This is a genomic window from Microbacterium plantarum, assembly GCF_035231185.1.
Lineage (GTDB): Bacteria > Actinomycetota > Actinomycetes > Actinomycetales > Microbacteriaceae > Microbacterium > Microbacterium plantarum.
Window position 1 is genome coordinate 2,196,421 of record NZ_CP141117.1, and the last position, 14,826, is coordinate 2,211,246.

Sequence of the window (14,826 nt, forward strand, 5' to 3'; positions counted from 1 at the left end):
GGCGGCCCGTCCAACGGGAACGCGAAAGGCCCGGACTCTTCGGAGTTCGGGCCTTTCGTTGTGGAGCCGCCTAAGGGAATCGAACCCTTGACCTATTCATTACGAGTGAATCGCTCTGCCGTCTGAGCTAAGGCGGCGCGCGTCGCTGTGCGATGCACGATCAGCAATGTTACATGGTCTCCGACCCCGTCGCGAACCGGGGGCGCGGCCGACGCCCTTATATCGGGAGACGCCGTGTTACGCGACGATTACTCCCCGTCCACCCGTGGCGCTTACCGTCGGAGGGCACCGCGATGAGGCGAGCGCGACCCCGGTCGCGCACGGGCGGGTCACCGCCCCGCGGTGCCCGATCCGAGGAGCACCACTCATGTCCAAGCGACTTCTGACCGCGGCCGCCCTGGCCCTCCCCCTGACCCTCCTGCTCGGCGCGTGCGCGTCGAACGCCAGCGCCGGCGACGCCGGTGACGCCGCGCAGGACGGCCCGGTGCGCATCGGCGTCGTGGGCGCGGGCGACCCCTACTGGGAGACCTACAAGGAGGCCGCGGCCGAGGAAGGCATCGAGGTCGACATCGTCGACTTCACCGAGTACACGCAGCCCAACCCCGCGCTGTCGGCCGACGAGCTGGACCTCAATCAGTTCCAGCACATCATCTACCTCGCGACCTACAACGTGAACGCGGGAGACGACCTCGTGGCCGTCGGCTCGACCGCGACCTACCCGCTGGGCCTGTACTCGACGCAGTACGACTCGGTCGACGACATCCCCGAAGGCGCCACCGTCGCCGTCCCCAACGACGAGAGCAACCAGGCCCGCGGGCTGCTCGTGCTGCAGGCGCAAGGCCTCATCGAGCTCAAGGACGGGGGGTCGGTCTTCTCGACGACCGCCGACGTCGAGCCCGGCTCGAAGGTCAAGGTCGAGGCGCTCGACGCCGCCCTCACCGCGACGTCGCTGCCCGATGTCGCCGCCGCGATCATCAACAACGACTTCGTCGAGGATGCCGGCCTGAAGTTCGACGACGCGCTCGCGACCGACGACCCCAGCGACCCGAGCGCGCAGCCGTACATCAACATCTTCGCCGCGAAGGCCGAGGACGCCGACAACCCGACCTACCAGAAGCTCGTCGAGATCTTCCAGGACACCCAGGCGGTCACCGACGGACTGCAGGAGGCGTCCGGCGGCTCGGCCGTGCTCGTGAAGACGCCGAAGGACGAGCTGGCTTCCGCCCTGAAGCAGGTCGAGGACGACATCCGCGCCAACCAGTGACATCCCCGCGTGTGCGGCCCGCTCCCCCGGACGGGCCGCACACGCATGTCCCGTTCGAGGAGCCCCGCATGACCCTCATCCGCCTGTCCGGCGTGACCAAACGCTTCCCACCGTCCACCAAGGGCGGCGAGCCCGTCGTCGCGGTCGATGACGTCGACCTTGAGATCGAGGCCGGAACCGTGTGCGGCATCGTCGGGTACTCCGGCGCGGGAAAGAGCACGGTGCTGCGCCTGGTCAACGCCCTCGAGACGCCGACGAGCGGCAGCGTCGAGATCGACGGCCGCGACATCACGGGACTCCGCGAGCGCGAGCTGCGCACCCTGCGCGGTGACATCGGCATGATCTTCCAGCAGTTCAACCTGTTCGACTCGCGAACTGTCGCGGGCAACGTGGCGTACCCGCTCGAGGTCGCCGGACGCTCGCGTGCCGAGGTCAAACAACGCGTGGCCGAACTGCTGGAGTTCGTCGGGCTCTCGGGCAAGGCCAAGAACTACCCCGAACAGCTCTCGGGCGGGCAGCGGCAGCGCGTCGGCATCGCGCGGGCGCTGGCCACGAGCCCCCGCATCCTGCTGGCCGACGAGGCGACGAGCGCTCTCGACCCCGACACGACCCAGGAGGTGCTCGCCCTCCTGAAGCGCATCAACACCGAGCTCGGCGTGACGATCCTCGTCATCACCCACGAGATGGAAGTCGTCCGCGCGATCGCCGACCGCGTCGTCGTGATGGAGCACGGACGCGTCATCGAGAGCGGCGACGTGTTCGACGTTCTCTCGGCACCGTCGCACGAGGCCACGCGCCGCTTCGTGGCGAGCATCATCGATGAGGCGCCCACGGGCGACAAGCTCGCGGCACTTCGCGCCCGGCATCCCGGCCGCATCGTCACGTTCACGATCCGCGAGGGCGAGTCGCCGCAGGCGGACGTGTTCGCGGCGCTGTCGTCGCACGGCGTACGGTTCGAGCTCATCCACGGCGGCATCAACGACATCCGCGGTCGCGTCTTCGGCCATCTGACCCTCGCTCTGTCGGGAGAAAAGGACGCCGTCGACCGTGCCGTGGCGGCGGCATCCGCCCACGCACCGCTCATCGAGGAGGACTCCCGTGGATAGGCTCATCGACCTGCTCCCCGACCTCTGGCCGGCGACGGCCGAGACGCTCTACATGATCACGCTGAGCCTCGTGTTCGGCGGTATCGCGGGCTTCCTTATCGGCCTCGCACTGTACGCGACCCGGGCCGGCAGCCTGTTCCCCAACCGCGTCGTGTTCGGCATCGTCAATGTGATCGTCAACACGTTCCGGCCGATCCCGTTCATCATCTTCATGGCCGCGGTTCAGCCGCTCGCCCGCGCGTTCAGCATCCGCGGCATCGGCATCGAGTTCGCCGTCTTCGCGATCTCGATCGCGTCGATGTTCGCCATCGGACGCATCGTCGAGCAGAACCTGCTGACGGTGCGCCCTGGGGTGATCGAGGCTGCCCGCGCCGCCGGTGCGAGCCGCTCGCGCATCCTGTTCCGGCTGGTCCCCCGCGAGTCGCTCGGACCGCTCGTGCTCGGCTACACCTTCATCGTGGTCGCGCTCGTCGACATGACCGCGGTCGCCGGCGCGATCGCGGCGGGTGGCCTCGGTCAGTTCGCGCTGGTGAACGGCTTCCGTCAGTTCAACCCGTGGGTGACCTGGGCGGCCGTGATCATCATCATCCTGCTCGTGCAGGGCGTACAGTTCCTCGGCAACGCCCTCGCGCGCCGCATCCTTCGGCGCTGATACCCGCCGAGGTCCCCGTTGGGCGGGGTCCGCGCCCGTCGAGGTCCCAGTTCGGCCGGGTATGGCGGCATCATTCCCGGCCCAAGTGGGACCTCGGCGGCGGGGGCTAGCCTGGCGGCATGCTTTCGGATGCCGATCTGGTTCGCATCGCCCGTGATCTTGCAGCGACGCCGGGCGTGGTCGCGGTGGCGCTCGGCGGCAGCCGCGCGCGCGGCACGCATGCCGCCGACTCGGACGTCGATCTCGGCGTCTAGGTCGACGGGCGAACTATCGATCGCGATCCTCTCTCGGCGGCGGTGTCTCGCTGGGCGACGACACCGGTCACAATCGGACCGTCCGGGAGCTGGGGCCCGTGGGTGGACAGCGGCGCGTGGGCGACGATCGCGGGAATGCCCGTCGACGTCATCATCCGCGACGCCGACCGCGTTCGAGCTCAGGTCGCGAGGGCTCGCCGCGGCGAGTTCGCCTTCCACGCACAGCCGGGGCATCCATTCGGGTTCCTGGACGTCGCATACGCCGGCGAGGTCGCGCTCGCGAAGCCGCTCGTGGATGGCGCGGGTTTCCTGCGCGATAGCTCCGCTGCCCTCATTCCCTACCCCGAGCCGCTGCGGCAGGCCTTCCTCGACGATCTGTGGCAGGTGGATTTCCTCGTGGACGCCGCAGCGAAGGTCGCTGGTCGCGGCGACACCGCCTACCTCAGTCTCTGCCTGAGCAACGCGGCCGTGCGGCTCGGGTACGCGTGGCACGCCGACGCCAGAGCCTGGGCGATCAACGAGAAGGGCATCGTCCCGGGAGTCTCTCGTCTGATCTCGGCCCCGGCCGACTTCGACATCCGGGTCGCCGCTGCTCTCAGCGCGCTCAACGCCTCACCCGAGGGCGCGCGGGCAGCGGTCGAGATGCTCCGGACCCTGCCTCGCCCGTCCTGACCACCGCCGAGGTCCCACGTGGGCCGGTTTCAGCGGCCCCGTTCCCGGGCGAACTGGGACCTCGCGCGGCAAGCTGGGAGCTGGGGGGGATGCCGAGGGAGCAGAGACCTAGCGGCAGACGAGGCCGTCCTCGGGCACCGTGTCGTCGAGGAAGAAGGCCTCGACCGCGTCGTCGACGCACGAGTTGCCCTTCTGGAACCCGGTGTGCCCCTCGCCCTCTCGCGTGACGAGCACGCCCGAGGCGAGCTGATCGGCGAGCGATTCCGACCACTCGTACGGAGTGGCGGGATCGTTGGTCGTGCCCACGACGACGATCGGCGCGGCACCGTCGGCGGTGATCTCGCCGCGGGTACCGGTGGGCGGGTACGGCCAGACTGCGCAGGCGTCGACGCCCTCCCAGTACGGTGCGACCGTCGGCGCTTCCACCGCGAGGCGCGCCTTCGACGCGGCCTCGGCCTCGGGATCGTTCTCGACCGGGTAGTCCATGCAGTTGTACGCGCGGAACGCCTCGGACGAGTTGTCCGAGTACTGCCCATCGGGCGTGCGCGCGTAGTAGAAGTCGGCGAGCAGGAACGCCGTCTGCGGGTCGCCCGCCAGCGTCTGCGAGAGAGCCTGCCGCAGGATCGGCCAGTTGTCCTGCGAGTACAGCGCGGCGATGATCGCGGTCATGAGCGAGTCGGCGCCGAGCCGGCGACCGTCGGATGCCGGCAGGGGCGAGGCGTCCACGCTCGCAAGCAGCGTCCCGAGGTCGGTCATCGCGTCATCGACGCTCCCTCGGAAGGGGCAGTCCTCTTCCTCGATGCAGGCCGCCATGAACGCGCGCAGCGCCGACTCGAAGCCGACCGCCTGGGTGGCGCTGACATCGAGAGACGACACGCTCGGGTCGATCGCACCGTCGAGCACGAGACGCCCGACGTTCTCGGGGTAGAGCTTGGCGTAGGTCGCCCCGAGGAAGGTTCCGTACGAGTACCCGAGGTAGTTGAGCTTCTCGTCGCCGAGCACCGCACGCAGCAGATCCATGTCGCGCGCGGCGAACTCGGTCGTGATGAAGGGCAGGATGCCGCCGCTGTTCTCGTCGCAGGCGGCGGCGAACTGCTCGTTGCGGGCGGTCAACTCCGCTTCCCACTCGGGCGTACCGCGAGGGGCGGCCGGGATGTCGAAGAAGTAGGCGTCGGTGCCCGCGGCGTCGAAGCACGCGACGGCGCTCGAGCGGCCCACGCCGCGCGGGTCGAACCCGATGACGTCGTAGGCGTCGGCCAGCACTGACCCGACCGCGAACTGGGCGCTGTCGGCGATCAGGTCGTACCCGCTCGCGCCGGGACCGCCGGGATTGACCAGCAGCGACCCGAGCGCTTCGCCCGATCCCGCCGCCCGCCGCACGACCGCGAGCTCGATCTCGCCCGCGGACGGATCGTTCCAGTCACGCGGCGCGCGCACCGTCGTGCAATCGTATGAACCCGAGTCGGCGCCCACGCAGGACTCCCATTCGAGTTCCTGCCCGTAGAACGGCATCAGATCCGCTGAGACGCCCTCGGTGACAGGTGTGCGGCTCGGCGCGGGCGAGGCCTGATCGGAGCTTCCCTTGAAGACGCATCCGGTGAGGACCGTCACCGTGGCCGCGGCGATCGCGATGACGGTGACCAGACGACGGGGAGCTTTCACGGTGTCCTTCCGCTGGCGACGGTGATGAGCATGCTCTCGAGGGCGAGCAGGGGGGCCGCGTTGCCTTCGAGGGCGCTCCGGGTGGCCGAGATGCGATCGAGCACGACGAGCGTGCGGTCGGGAGTCCATGCCGACGCGAGAGCGGCGAGCTCGCTCGTCAGCTCGCGATTGATGAGGTCGCCCTCCCGGCCGAACTGCAGCATCAGCGTGTCGCGGTACATCGATTCGAGATCGGTGAGGACCCTATCGATGCCGTCGCGCAGGCTGCGCGTCGCCCGACGCTTCTGCTCGTCCTCGAGCGCGCTGAGCTGACCGCGCACGGCGGGCGGCACGGGTGCACCCGGAGCGACCCCGAGCGTACGCCGGAGCGCCTCGCGCTCGGACTCGTCGCGTTCGGCCGTCAGAGCCTTGGCATCTTCCGTCGCGGCGCTCACGATGCGACCGGCCGTCTCGACGGCGTCGGACACCCCGCGCACCGCCAGTACCGCGCGCAGCGTCGCATCGCGGCGCTCCCGAGAGGCGGCATCCGTCGCGAGGCGCTGAGCCATACCGATGTGGCGCTGGGCGAGACGAGCGGACTGCTCGGCCACCGCTTCGTCGACGCCCGTGCGCGCGGAGATGAGCCGTGCGACATCCACCACGTCGGGCTCACGCAGTCGCAGTGTCCGCACGCGCGAGCGGATCGTCGGCAGCAGATCGGCATCACTCGGCGCGCACAGCACCCAGACCGTCTGCTCTGGCGGCTCTTCGAGAGCCTTGAGCAGAACGTTGCTCGTCCGCTCGACCATCCGGTCGGCGTCTTCGACGACGATGACGCGGTAGCGACCGAGAGACGGCGAGAAGTACGACCGTTCGACGAGCGCTCGGGCGTCACGGATGGAGATGACCACGCCCTCCGTGCGGAGGGCCGTGAGATCGGGATGCGTGCCCGCGAGGACCTGCCGCATCGCGCCCTCATCCCCCGGCTCGGCGATCAGCGCTGCCGCGAACGCGTGCGCGAGCGTCGAACGCCCCGAGCCGGGCGGTCCCGTGATGAGCCAGGCGTGCGCGAGCTGCGCGGGGTCGGATGCCGCGGCCTGCAGCGCCGCGACGGCCGAGTCCTGACCCCAGACCTCGCCCCACGGCGGCGCGAGCGGAGCGGAGGCGGTCATGGGTCCAGCCTACGGGGAGCCCCCGACCTCGGTTACCCCGCGCCGCGCGGGCCACAGTCCGCCGCCCGCGCCGACTCAGCCGCGCAGCGAACGTTCGACGCGTGCGCGGATCTCGACGGACAGGTCGACCGGCGGACGGGATGCGTCGAGCACGAGGAACCGCTCGGGTTCCGCGGCGGCGAGCCCGAGGAAGGCGGTGCGCACACGCTCGTGGAAATCGGCCTTCTCGGCCTCGAGCCGGTCGAACGGTTTGTCGTCGGCGTCGAGACGTGCTCGGGCGGCGGCGGGGTCGAGGTCGAGCAGCACCGTGATGTCGGGCAGCGCGCCGTCGGTGGCCCACAGCGAGAGGTCGCGCACCTCACCGGCATCCAGGACCCGCCCGGCCCCTTGGTAGGCCACGGACGAATCGAGGTACCGATCCTGCACGACGACGGCGCCGCGTACGAGGGCCGGACGGACCACGGTCGCGACGTGGTGAGCGCGGTCGGCGGCGTACAGCAGGGCTTCGGCGCGCGGAGCGATGTCTCCCCGGTGGTGCAGGACAATGTCGCGGATGAGCACGCCCACGTCGCTGCCGCCCGGCTCGCGCGTGCGAACGACCTCGCGTCCGCTCTCGCGGAGCCAGGCCTCGAGAGCGGTCGCCTGGGTGGTCTTCCCCGACCCGTCGCCGCCCTCGAGGGTGATCCAGAGTCCGCGGTCGGCGGAGCCGGTCACTTCTTCTTTGCCGCGGGCTTGCGCGTCGTCGTGGTCTTGCGCGCCGCCGCCTTGCGCTTGGGCGCCGGTCCCTTAGCGCGCTTGTCGGCGAGCAGCTGAACGGCGCGTTCGAACGTGACCTCTTCGGCGTTCTCACCGCGCGGGATCGTCGCGTTGGTCTCGCCGTCGGTGACGTAGGGACCGAAGCGGCCGTCCTTGAGCTTGATCGGCTTGCCGCTGGTGGGGTCGGCTTCGAACTCCTTGAGCGCACTGGACGCCGCGCGAGCGCCGTACTTGGGCTGCGCGTAGACGGCGAGGGCTTCCTCGAGCGTGATGTCGAACAACTGCTGCTCGCTCGCGAGCGTGCGCGAGTCGGTGCCCTTCTTCAGGTACGGACCGTAGCGGCCGTTCTGCGCGGTGATCTCGTTGCCCGACTCGGGGTCGACGCCCACGACGCGAGGAAGCGACAGCAGCTTGAGCGCCTGTTCGAGGTCGACCGTGTCGACGCTCATCGACTTGAAGAGCGACGCGGTCCGCGGCTTGGGGGCCGCTTCCTTCTTCTTCGTCGTCTTCTTCTTGGCGGGGGCGACCTCACCGGTCGCCTCGTCGACGGTCTCCTCGGGCTCGGGCTCGAGCTCCTGCACGTAGGGGCCGAAGCGTCCGTCCTTGACGACGATGAGCTTGCCGTTCTCGGGGTTCTCACCGAGGACGCGGTCACCGGCGACGGGAGCGTCGATGAGTTCCTGCGCCTTCTCGGGCGTCAGCTCGTCGGGCGCGAGATCGTCCGGAACGTTGACGATGCGCGTCTCGCCCTCGCCGACGGGGACGTCGAGGTACGGCCCGTACTTGCCGAACCGCAGAGTCGCCACGTCGCCGATGGGCGTCGCGTTGAGCTCGCGGGCGTCGATGTCACCGAGGTTCTCGACGATGTTGCGCAGGCCCACGTGGTTGTCCGAGCCGAAGTAGAACTCCTTCAGCCACGCCTCGCGCGCCTGCTCACCCCGGGCGATGGCGTCGAGGTCGTCCTCGAGCGCGGCCGTGAAGTCGTAGTCGACGAGGTCGGAGAAGTGCTGCTCGAGCAGCCGCACGACGCTGAACGAGAGCCAGCTGGGGACGAGCGCCTGGCCACGCTTGGTGACGTAGCCGCGCTCGAGGATGACGTCGATGATGCTCGCGAAGGTCGACGGACGGCCGATGCCCTTCTCCTCGAGCGCCTTGACGAGGCTCGCCTCGGTGTAGCGGGGCTTGGGGCTCGTCGCGTGCCCCTTGGGCTCGACATCCGACAGCGCGAGCTCGTCGCCCACGGCGACGGCCGGCAGCGACTGGTCGGCGGAGCGGTCGTTGTCGCCGCGCTTCTCGTCGTTGCCCTCTTCGTACGCCTCGAGGAAGCCCTTGAAGGTGTAGACGGTGCCGGATGCCGTGAAAGCGGCCCGCTTGCCGGCTGCGTCGACCTCGAGCGTGACGGTCGTGGTCTCGTACTTCGCGTCGGACATCTGGCTGGCGACGGTGCGCTTCCAGATGAGGTCGTACAGGCGCTGCTCGTCGCGGTCGAGACCGGACGCGACGGATGCAGGCGTGCGGAACTCCTCGCCCGACGGGCGGATCGCCTCGTGCGCCTCCTGGGCGTTCTTGGCGTTGTTGCGGTACGAGCGCGGGCTCGCGGGAACCGCACGGTCACCGTACAGCGCGACCGCCTGCGTGCGCGCGGCCGTCACGGCCTGCGCCGAGAGCGCGGTCGAGTCGGTACGCATATAGGTGATGTAGCCCTTCTCGTAGAGACGCTGGGCGACGCTCATCGCGTGCTTGGCGCTCATCGAGAGCTTGCGGCCGGCCTCCTGCTGCATCGTGGAGGTCGTGAAGGGCGGCTTGGGGCTGCGGGTTCCGGGCTTGGCCTCGACCGCGGTGACGGCGGCGGTGGCGGCCTTCTCGATCGCTGCGGCGAGTTCGCGGGCATCCTTCTCGCTGAGGACGACGACCGCCTTCTTGAGCGAACCGGTGTCATCGAAGTCGGTGCCGCGGGCCAGCGGGGCGCCGTCGAGACGTGCCAGACGGGTCGAGAACGAGCCGCCGTCCTTCGCCGCGTGGGCCTCGATGTCCCAATACGACGCCGAGACGAACGACATCCGCTCGCGCTCGCGCTCGACCACCATGCGAGTGGCGGCGGACTGCACGCGGCCGGCGCTCAGCGCCTGGCCGTCGCGGCCGGAACCGATCTTGCGCCAGAGCACGGGCGAGACGTCCCACCCGTACAGGCGGTCGAGGACGCGGCGGGTCTCCTGCGCGTTGACCAGTGCGAGGTCGAGCTCGCGGGTGTTGTCGGCGGCCGCGCGGATCGCGTCCTTGGTGATCTCGTGGAAGACCATGCGCTTGACGGGGACCTTGGGCTTGAGCACCTCGAGCAGGTGCCAGGCGATCGCCTCGCCCTCGCGGTCTTCATCGGTGGCGAGCAGGACCTCGTCGGCGTCCTTCAGGGCGCGCTTGAGCTCGGCAACGGTCTTGGTCTTGCGATCGCTGACCACGTAATACGCATCGAAGCCGTTCTCGACGTCGATGGAGTACTTGCCGTACGCCTGCTTCTTGTCGGCCGGGATGTCCTCTTTCTTAGCGAGGTCCCGGATGTGCCCGACCGAGCTGAGCACTTCGTACTCGTCGCCCAGGTAGCCCTGGATCGACTTCATCTTGGTCGGGGACTCGACGATGACGAGTTTCTTGCCGCCTGCCACGAGTCTTCCTTTCTCCAGCGCACACCATACACGCGCCACACGGTGGAGGATGCTGGGAACGGCGCGCCATATCCTCCCGTCGGCATGCCAGGACTCACGAGCCGCGCGGGCGCGCGCGGGCACGCGGAATACACCCTTCACAGGCCCGTCTGCGACGGCACGATGCGACGGGGTTCAGCCGGGAATCACGCATTGCGGATGACCGGCACGCGCGGGATGCCGGGCGCCTCCTACGATCGCAGCAAGCCGGCGGTTCCTGATCAGTCCCACTCGGCCAGGCCCGGTGGCTGAGGCGACCGGGCCGCTCCCCTGGGCGGCGGGTTCACGACCGCGGTCGAGACATCGAATGAGTCACTCCGGCGGGCCGGCCCGGGCGCGCGCCTGAACGGCGAATACGCCGGCCGACGACCCGACCGCGACGGTGGCGACCACGCCGTCCACCTCGCACGCGGTGAGCGCGAGCCCCGACCGTGCGACGACGTGCCCGGCTCGCTCGCACGGCACTCCCCCGACGAACCCGAGCGCGGCATCGGCCGCCGCGAGCGCCGCCGTGTCGGCGACGGCAGACACCCGCGCCGACTGGATCGCCGCGACTCCCGCCAGGGCGCAGCCCGCCGCGACCGTCGCCGTCACTGCCAGAACGCCGATGGCCGTCGCGACGCCCGCCATCAGAGCCCTCCGGAGAGCGCGCAGCTCTCCGCGCGCAGTGACGGCAGCGGCAGCGGGATCGCATGATCGGCCGTCACGATCGCGCACGTGAGGTCCGCCTCGGATCGCACGTCGAGCACGGCACCCCCTGCCGCGGCCTGCACCACCGCCGCCGCCCGCCCGGGATCCTCGCCCCGCGCGACGAGCCGCGCGGCCTGAGCAGCCGCATGCTCGAGCCGGATCTGCGTGCCCGCCGCCGCCAACGCGGCGACGGCGAGCAGCACCAGGAGCATCGCCGCCGGAACGACGACCGCGAACTCGGCGGCCACCGAGCCGCGCTCGTCTCGGCGTAACCTCATTCGACGGTCAACGCCCGCCGCACGAGATCGGTGAGGATGCCGCGCACCTCGTCGCTGCGCATGATCATCACCAGCAGGCCCGCGAAGGCGACGGCGGCCATCGTCGCGATGGCGTACTCCGCCGTCGCGGCGCCGGACTCGTCGGTGAAGAGCCTCGCAGCGCGCGCTCGCGTCAATCGAGGAAGGGATCGGTTCATGTTCGCTCCGTTCTGTCGTTGAGTGTTCGGATCGGGCACGGTGGGCACGGTCTGGGTCTGGTCGGACGTGAGCGCGCTCGCGCGGGGGTAGCGACGTCACAGCGTCACCGAGGTGCTCGTCATCGCGCTGAGGAGCATCGGCGCGACGCCGATCAGGAGGAACGCGGGCAGGGTGCAGACCCCGAGCGGCAGCAGCAGCCGTGATGTCAGCTGCGCCGCCCGCATCCGCCCCTCGATGCGGGCGCGGTGGCGCTCGAGCTCCGCGGTGGCGCGCAGAAGGTCCACCGCCGGCACGCCTGCCGAGGTCGAGAGATCGAGGACGTCTCGGTCGGCATCCGCCGGCGAGACGTCGACGGATGCCAGTACCTCCTCCGCACGGCCGATCGATACGCCGCTCGACAGCGCGATCGCGAGGAGTTCCGCCGACATGCCCGGGATACCACCGCCCGGCCGGGCGCGAGCTACGAGACGACGTGTCCACACGTGCGCGCCCACCATCAGCAGCGCCCCGACGACGAGGCACGCTGCGCCCACAGGGTGCTGCAGCGTGGCGAGCACATCGAAACCGAGCAGCAGTGCCAGCGCGACGGCGGCGAGCGGCAGCCACCCGACCAGGCGCGCCGTGGCCGTCGGCTCGGCGAGCGCGACGCGGATGTCGTCACGAGCTGCCTCGGCGTCGCGGAGCGCCTCGGCCATCCCGCGCAGCGTGCGCGCGAGCGGGGCGCCCACCGTCGTCGCGACCTGCCAGGCTTCGGCGACCTCGCGCCAGGCGCCCTCCTCGGCAGCGATGGCGTCGGCGAGCGGTCGGCCCGCTCGTCGTTGTTCGTGCACGCGCCGAGGTGACGAGTCACCCGAGGCGGCGAGGTGCTCCCAGGCCCGGTCGGGTGCGATGCCTGCTTCGAGGAGCACGGCGAGACGATGCAGGACGGGTGCGACATCCGCCGCTGCAGCATCCGACTCAGCCGCGGAACGGCGCCAGCGCCAAGTCCGCGTCATGCCTGTTCCTCGATCCCGAGGCGCCCGTCCCGGAGGACCGGGCGGGCGATCCCCATGACCCGTCGCACACCGTCGACGTTTCCTACGTGGACGACCGCGCCGATCGCGCTCACCACCTGGCGGGCGACGCCGTGATCGTCGAGGCCCGCCAGCGCACCGAGCGCCTCGAGCCGGGCCGGGACCTCAGCCAGACCGCTCGCGTGCACCGTCCCTGCTCCGCCCTGGTGCCCCGTGTTGAGGGCGGTCAGCAACTCGCGGACCTCTTCGCCGCGGCACTCGCCCACCACGAGCCGATCGGGCCGCATGCGCAGCGCCTCCCGGACCAGCCGAGCGAGCGGCACAGCTCCGGCGCCTTCGAGATTGGGCTGGCGCGCCTCGAGCCTCACATGGTGCGGGTGATCGAGCCGAAGCTCGGCGACATCCTCGATCGTGACGATCCGGTCGGTCGGGCTCGCGGCCGAGAGCAGCGCTGCGAGGAGCGTCGTCTTGCCGGCGCCCGTCGCCCCTGTGACGAGGAGGTTGGTCCGCTCCTCGACGAGCCGACGAAGGTCCGCGGCGACCGCGGTGTCGAACATGCCTCGCTGCTCGAGATCGGCGAGACTCAGTTGCTCGACCGCGGGGAGCCGGATCGAGATCACCGACCCCTCGCAGGCCACCGGCGAAAGCACGGCGTGCACCCGGATGCCGCCGGCCCAGCGCACGTCGGCACAGGGCGTAGCGTCGTCGAGATGACGCCCGCCGAGGGCGATCAACGCGACGGCGAGAGCGCGCACCTCCGCCTCATTCGGACACCACCCCTCGACGGCCTCGGCGCCCCGACCGCGGTCGATGAAGACGCCGCGTTCCCCGTTGACGAAGACGTCCGTCACATCGGGATCGAGCAGGTACTCGCGCAGCGGGTCGAGCGCCGCATCATCGGCGAGCTGTCGCCGCGGTCCCGGCACCGACGCCGGTTCGCCGCGTGAGGCCGCAGCGGAGCCCGGGCGCGGAACGACGACGAATGCTGATGCCATGCCCCGACACTAGAAAGCGCCCCCGCCCTCATTCGCGGGCCGCCGCCATTCGTGGCACAAGCCGTGTCTTATCCCCGTTGGGGAGGAACCGGAACGAGACACTGGCATGGTGGTTCAGGACGAGTCGTCCGGTGCGGTTCACCGCAACAGGGGCTTCCGATGGTTGTGGGCGTCGAACGCCCTCCAGGAGGCCGGGCGCCAGTTCACGACACTCGCCCTGTCGGTGACGGCGGTGGCCGTCCTCGGAGCCGAGGCGTGGCAGGTCGGTGTCATCTCCGCGCTCGGCCTGAGCGCCTATCTCGTGATCGGTCTCCCGGCCGGCGTCTGGGTCGATCGGTGGCCTAAGAGGCCCGTCCTCGTGTGCACCGAGCTCATCCGTGCTGTCGCTGCGGCGAGCGTCGCGGTCGCGTACATCGCCGGCTGGCTCTCGGTGTGGCAGCTCATGGTGGTCGCCGCGATCATCAGCGTGACGTCGGTATTCTCCGACACGGCGCAGACGGCGTTCACCCCGGCCATCGTCGGGCCGTCGCGGGTATCCGAGGCAACGGCTCGAATCCAGTCGACCGACACCTCGATGCAGGTCGTCGGCCCCGCGCTGGCAGCAGCCGTGCTCACACGCCTGGCCGCACCGCTCCTCTACGTCATCACGTCGGTCACCGGCATCCTGGCCGCCGTCGCGGCCTCGCTCATCCGCGCACCGGAGCCTCGCGAGAAGGGTGTCGCCCCTCCCCCGTTCTGGGCGTCGCTCGTCGAGGGGATCGCGTTCGCCCGGCGGCATCCCGTTCTCCGGACCATGCTCGTCACGAATGCCCTCATCAACGCCGGCGCCGGCGTCTTCGCAACGCTGATCGTTCTCGTCGCGCTGGACGACCTCGGGATGACCGCGAGCGGCTACGCGCTCGCGAGCGGCATCGGGGCGACCGGGGCCATCATCGGGTCGTTCGTCGCCATGCGGATCCGCACCCGCCTGGGTCCCATCCGAACGATGCTCACCGGATACTGCCTGCTTCCCGTGGCCGCACTGATCCTGCCGTCGGCGTACGTGGTGCCGCTTCCCTCGGTCGTGTTCGTCGCGGGGTCGAGCTTCGCCTTCGGCCTGATCGTCGTGACGACGATGATCAGCTCCGCTGGCCTGCGCGCCGAGGTGACTCCGCCGCAGCTGATGGGACGAGCCACCGCCGCGAACCGATTCGTCACGCAGGGCGCCATGCCCCTCGGGGCACTCGTCGCGGGCATCGTCGGCAGCGCGGCATCGAACGGTGTCGCCCTGTTGCTGTCGCCTCTGCTGCTGACACTCGCAGCGGCCGCGTTCGCTCTCTCGCCGCTGCGGCCCCACCGTGCGCTGCCGGACGAGTGGAAGCACCACCTCGCCGCGTGAAACCCGGGAGAAAAGAAGAAGGACGGCACCCCACATTGGGGGATAGGGGTGCCGCCCA

15 protein-coding genes and 1 tRNA gene are annotated in these 14,826 nt (G+C 70.3%); 6 read left to right on the top strand and 10 right to left on the bottom strand.

Features of this window, described 5'->3' with window-relative positions; all coding sequences use genetic code 11:
* Positions 1–61: 61 nt before the first annotated feature.
* Positions 62–137 (bottom strand) — tRNA-Thr (locus VC184_RS10635).
* Positions 138–367: 230 nt separating this feature from the next.
* Here VC184_RS10635 and VC184_RS10640 point away from each other — a divergent pair.
* From VC184_RS10640 to VC184_RS10660, 5 genes are all read left to right on the top strand, one after another.
* Complete coding sequence (locus VC184_RS10640) at positions 368–1,264, top strand: MetQ/NlpA family ABC transporter substrate-binding protein (RefSeq protein ID WP_282501271.1); 897 nt, start codon at positions 368–370, stop codon at positions 1,262–1,264.
* Positions 1,265–1,332: 68 nt separating this feature from the next.
* Positions 1,333–2,370, top strand: a complete 1,038-nt coding sequence (locus VC184_RS10645; protein ID WP_323986104.1) for a methionine ABC transporter ATP-binding protein — start codon at positions 1,333–1,335, stop codon at positions 2,368–2,370.
* A complete protein-coding gene (locus tag VC184_RS10650; RefSeq protein WP_181574219.1) occupies positions 2,363–3,022 on the top strand; it encodes a methionine ABC transporter permease in 660 nt (219 codons plus the stop codon). The genes VC184_RS10645 and VC184_RS10650 overlap by 8 nt, the downstream gene beginning before the upstream one ends.
* Positions 3,023–3,141: 119 nt before the next feature.
* Positions 3,142–3,276: a nucleotidyltransferase domain-containing protein gene (locus VC184_RS10655; RefSeq protein WP_323986105.1), complete on the top strand. Its 135-nt coding sequence runs from the start codon at positions 3,142–3,144 to the stop codon at positions 3,274–3,276.
* A 135-nt stretch (positions 3,277–3,411) separates the two neighbouring features.
* A complete protein-coding gene (locus VC184_RS10660) occupies positions 3,412–3,948 on the top strand; it encodes a hypothetical protein (RefSeq protein ID WP_323986106.1) in 537 nt (178 codons plus the stop codon).
* Between the two features lie 108 nt (positions 3,949–4,056).
* On the opposite strand, the gene VC184_RS10665 is transcribed toward VC184_RS10660, so the two are convergent.
* The 9 genes from VC184_RS10665 to VC184_RS10705 form a co-directional block, all read right to left on the bottom strand.
* A complete protein-coding gene (locus VC184_RS10665; protein WP_323986107.1) occupies positions 4,057–5,610 on the bottom strand; it encodes an alpha/beta hydrolase in 1,554 nt (517 codons plus the stop codon).
* A complete protein-coding gene (locus VC184_RS10670) occupies positions 5,607–6,761 on the bottom strand; it encodes a DNA polymerase III subunit delta' (RefSeq protein WP_323986109.1) in 1,155 nt (384 codons plus the stop codon). The genes VC184_RS10665 and VC184_RS10670 overlap by 4 nt, the downstream gene beginning before the upstream one ends.
* Positions 6,762–6,836: 75 nt before the next feature.
* Positions 6,837–7,475 (bottom strand): dTMP kinase, encoded by a 639-nt coding sequence (gene tmk, locus VC184_RS10675; protein ID WP_323986111.1) that lies wholly within the window; start codon positions 7,473–7,475, stop codon positions 6,837–6,839.
* Positions 7,472–10,177 carry a type I DNA topoisomerase gene (topA, locus tag VC184_RS10680; RefSeq protein WP_282501277.1) on the bottom strand — a complete coding sequence of 902 codons (2,706 nt, stop codon included), beginning with the start codon at positions 10,175–10,177 and terminating at the stop codon, positions 7,472–7,474. Before topA ends, tmk begins: the two co-directional genes overlap by 4 nt.
* A gap of 351 nt (positions 10,178–10,528) precedes the next feature.
* A complete protein-coding gene (locus tag VC184_RS10685) occupies positions 10,529–10,846 on the bottom strand; it encodes a helicase (protein WP_274178734.1) in 318 nt (105 codons plus the stop codon).
* Positions 10,846–11,184 carry a TadE family type IV pilus minor pilin gene (locus VC184_RS10690; RefSeq protein ID WP_274178735.1) on the bottom strand — a complete coding sequence of 113 codons (339 nt, stop codon included), beginning with the start codon at positions 11,182–11,184 and terminating at the stop codon, positions 10,846–10,848. Before VC184_RS10690 ends, VC184_RS10685 begins: the two co-directional genes overlap by 1 nt.
* A complete protein-coding gene (locus VC184_RS10695; protein ID WP_323986112.1) occupies positions 11,181–11,381 on the bottom strand; it encodes a DUF4244 domain-containing protein in 201 nt (66 codons plus the stop codon). The genes VC184_RS10690 and VC184_RS10695 overlap by 4 nt, the downstream gene beginning before the upstream one ends.
* A 96-nt stretch (positions 11,382–11,477) precedes the next feature.
* Positions 11,478–12,377, bottom strand: a complete 900-nt coding sequence (locus VC184_RS10700; protein ID WP_323986113.1) for a type II secretion system F family protein — start codon at positions 12,375–12,377, stop codon at positions 11,478–11,480.
* The gene (locus VC184_RS10705) at positions 12,374–13,390 is read right to left on the bottom strand and encodes a TadA family conjugal transfer-associated ATPase (protein WP_323986114.1); all 1,017 of its coding nucleotides are present in this window, start codon (positions 13,388–13,390) and stop codon (positions 12,374–12,376) included. The genes VC184_RS10700 and VC184_RS10705 overlap by 4 nt, the downstream gene beginning before the upstream one ends.
* Positions 13,391–13,496: 106 nt before the next feature.
* Here VC184_RS10705 and VC184_RS10710 point away from each other — a divergent pair, with 106 nt between their 5' ends.
* Positions 13,497–14,768, top strand: a complete 1,272-nt coding sequence (locus VC184_RS10710) for an MFS transporter (protein ID WP_323986115.1) — start codon at positions 13,497–13,499, stop codon at positions 14,766–14,768.
* The last annotated feature ends 58 nt before the right edge of the window (positions 14,769–14,826 follow it).